The following is a 2,847-nucleotide window of genomic DNA, read 5'->3' as shown; positions in this document are numbered from 1 at the left end:
GGCGTGTTTATTGTTAACACGAAAAACACCGGCTTTATCGCTGTACAGTGCCAGCGGTTTACCATGCTTATCGATATAGCGCCGCGTGGCTTCGAAGTAAGAAAACGTGGACTCCGATTTAACAAACAACAGTTCCATCAGTTTGCTGGTTGCATCATCAACATAGACCAGCGCGGTGCAGGCCGGGCCACGGCCTTCAAACCAGTCGTGATCACAGCCATCTATTTGTATCAGCTCACCAGTACACGGACGCCGGTACCGTGGTTGAGGGATCCTTGCGGCACGTTGTTTACGGGGAACCCATAAGCCAGCCCGCACCATGATGCGCCGGACAGTTTCTTTGCCAAGAAACAGTCCGTGGAGTTCTTCGAGCTTTTCACGCGCCAGAGTCGGACCGAAATCAGCATAACGCGTCTTGATCAGTTCCAGAGCCTGATCTGCGAGCCCGGGTGGCAACTGGCGGTTACCACGCATGCCACATCGTCTGCTGGCCATACCAAGCGGTCCGCCTTCACGGTAACGGGCAAGAAGTCTGCGGCATTGCCTGTCGCTGATACCGAGGTGCTCGGCCGCACGGCGCGTTGTGATGCGACGTTCAATGACGTCCTGTATAATCTTGATCCGGTTGATCTCTTTCAAAGTAAACACTCCTGAGCTTTCTGCGCTCATGATATGCCTCCCCGTAGTTTAAACGGACCAGTGAAGCTTACCATAGCGCGGACATCTGAATTGAGCCACAGGCGGACATTACTATTGAGCCATTACAGCATTAGTGCGCTTAATGTACGTTATGTTAAATCCAGGTCGCGGTAGGGATACCCGTTACCGGATACCCCCCGCACAGATCCCGGCGTGCGCGATTTACGCACCGGGCTCCTGCCTCGGGTGTCTGGCGGTGAACCGCTCCACAGGCCATGGATGAAGAACCCGAACCCTTGGTAGCCATGCGGCTGCCAGTTTGTTTGCTTTCGTCCAGGTCGTATCATCCTTCTGGCTCCTGCGCCTGAGCGCCCGGCGCCAGAGGTTTGTTACGTGTGTCCTGAACTTCTGCATGGTGGGGAAGTTGCCCGGTACCGAGTGATAGTTCAGGTATCCCTGAACCACTCTCCTGAGCCATTTTCCCTGTTCGGGGATTGAGTAATGCCAGCGCCTTCGCAGACCGTCTTTGATGGCTTTCAGAGTTGCCGTCATCCGATCCCGGCGGGTCTTTCGTATCAGCATGAACCTGCCGTTGCGATCTTTCCCGCTGATGTGCGTGAACCCGAGGAAGTTGAACGTTTCTGGTTTGCCTTTTCCCCTGATGGCACGGTTTTCGGCAGCGAAGCGGCCGAACTCCATCAGACGGGTTTTCTCCGGGTGAACCGTGAGTCCGAACTCCCTCAGTCTGCGCTGCATGGCTATACGGAAGCGCCGGGCATCGTATCGTTTGTCGAACCCGATGACGATGTCATCGGCGTATCTGACCATTACCACATTGCCTGTGGCATAGCGACGTCGCCACTGATGCGCCCACAGATCGAAGACGTAGTGGAGGTATATGTTTGCCAGCAGCGGTGAGATGACCGCACCCTGTGGGGTGCCTTCCTCCGTTGCTCGCCATTGACCCTCCTCCGACGTCCCGGCTGTGAGCCACTTACGTATGAGCCTGATTACCCTCCGGTCGCCGATCCGATGCTCTGTGAACCTGATCAGCCATTCGTGGCTCACCCTGTCGAAGAACTGACTGATGTCGGCATCCAGTACCCAGTTTACGTTAGTGCGTACCAGCCCTGTGGCCAGTGCGTCCAGTGCATCGTGCTGGCTTCGCCCGGGTCTGAACCCGTATGAGAACCCCATAAAGTCGTTTTCATAGACTGCGTTCAGGATTTTCACCAGCGCATACTGGACGATCTTGTCCTCCAGCGAGGCGATGCCGAGCGGGCGTTGTTTTCCATCCGCTTTTGGGATGTAGTGACGCCTGCCGGGCTGCGCCCTGTAGCTGCCCTGATGTAGCCTCCGGTGCAGATCTGTTATGTTGTTCTTCATGTTTCCGGCGTAGTCCATCCACCTGATGCCATCCACTCCGGCGGCCGCTTTCCTGCTCAGGGAGAGGAATGCGGCTTCCAGTGCTTCGACTGTCAGCAGGTGGAACAATGCTGTAAACCGTTCTTTCTTCCGCTGCTTCGCAGCTTCCCGCACGCGTGACAGCCTCTGTGACATGCTTTCCCGGCTCTGTGTCCGGCGCATGTGTGGCTGTTCCGCGTTCCCCTTGGCCCCGCTCCTTCGCTCCACTGACTCCGCTCCTTTCGGGTTGTTCGCCTGCTTCGCCGCTACTATGAGCGAGTCCGACTTCTCCTCTCCGTACATCACCGGCTTCGGCTCCTCGCCTTCCCGGTGCGGGCCATCTCCGGCACTGGCAGATGGTCAGAGGGGAGATCTCCCGGTTCCCGCGTAAAGATCGTATTGACATGCCAGGGTCTCAGACCCCGCCGGGTCCATGTGGCACTCGCAGTATCGCACCCTATGATGTTGCCTTCCGTTAACAGTACAACGTCGGCACCCGGTAATTTAATATACATTTCGTGGCTCAATGGCTGGCCTGTCAACACCCCTGTCAACGCTTCGCCCCATACCTCGCGGTATGCAACGCATGACTCGGGGACCTTGTGGATTGCTGGTCCTTCAATGGTCGGGGACTTTCACCCCTTGATCTCTACCGGTCTCCCGGCGCACACTGTATGAATATACAGTTAATTTAACAGGAGATCCCCCCTCAGTATGTGCGCGAATTCACAGAGTCGCCACCACACTGCTGTAAAAACAGGCGCCCCGCCAGCACGAGCGACAGACGAAAAAAAACCGCCTGCA

The 2,847-nt window shown here is 56.5% G+C and carries 1 protein-coding gene and 1 pseudogene; both read right to left on the bottom strand.

Annotation, left to right across the window (positions count from 1 at the left end; genetic code table 11):
- Window positions 1-669: pseudogene (locus tag ACFFXY_RS25235) on the bottom strand (ISNCY-like element ISKpn21 family transposase); the annotation flags it as partial.
- Window positions 670-861: 192 nt separating this feature from the next.
- A complete protein-coding gene (ltrA, locus tag ACFFXY_RS25230) occupies window positions 862-2,349 on the bottom strand; it encodes a group II intron reverse transcriptase/maturase (RefSeq protein WP_004178082.1) in 1,488 nt (495 codons plus the stop codon).
- Window positions 2,350-2,847: the final 498 nt, after the last annotated feature.

Source organism: Glycomyces mayteni, from assembly GCF_042428885.1.
Classification (GTDB): Bacteria; Actinomycetota; Actinomycetes; order Mycobacteriales; family Micromonosporaceae; genus Glycomyces; species Glycomyces mayteni.
This window is presented reverse-complemented; position numbering and strand designations above follow the sequence as displayed.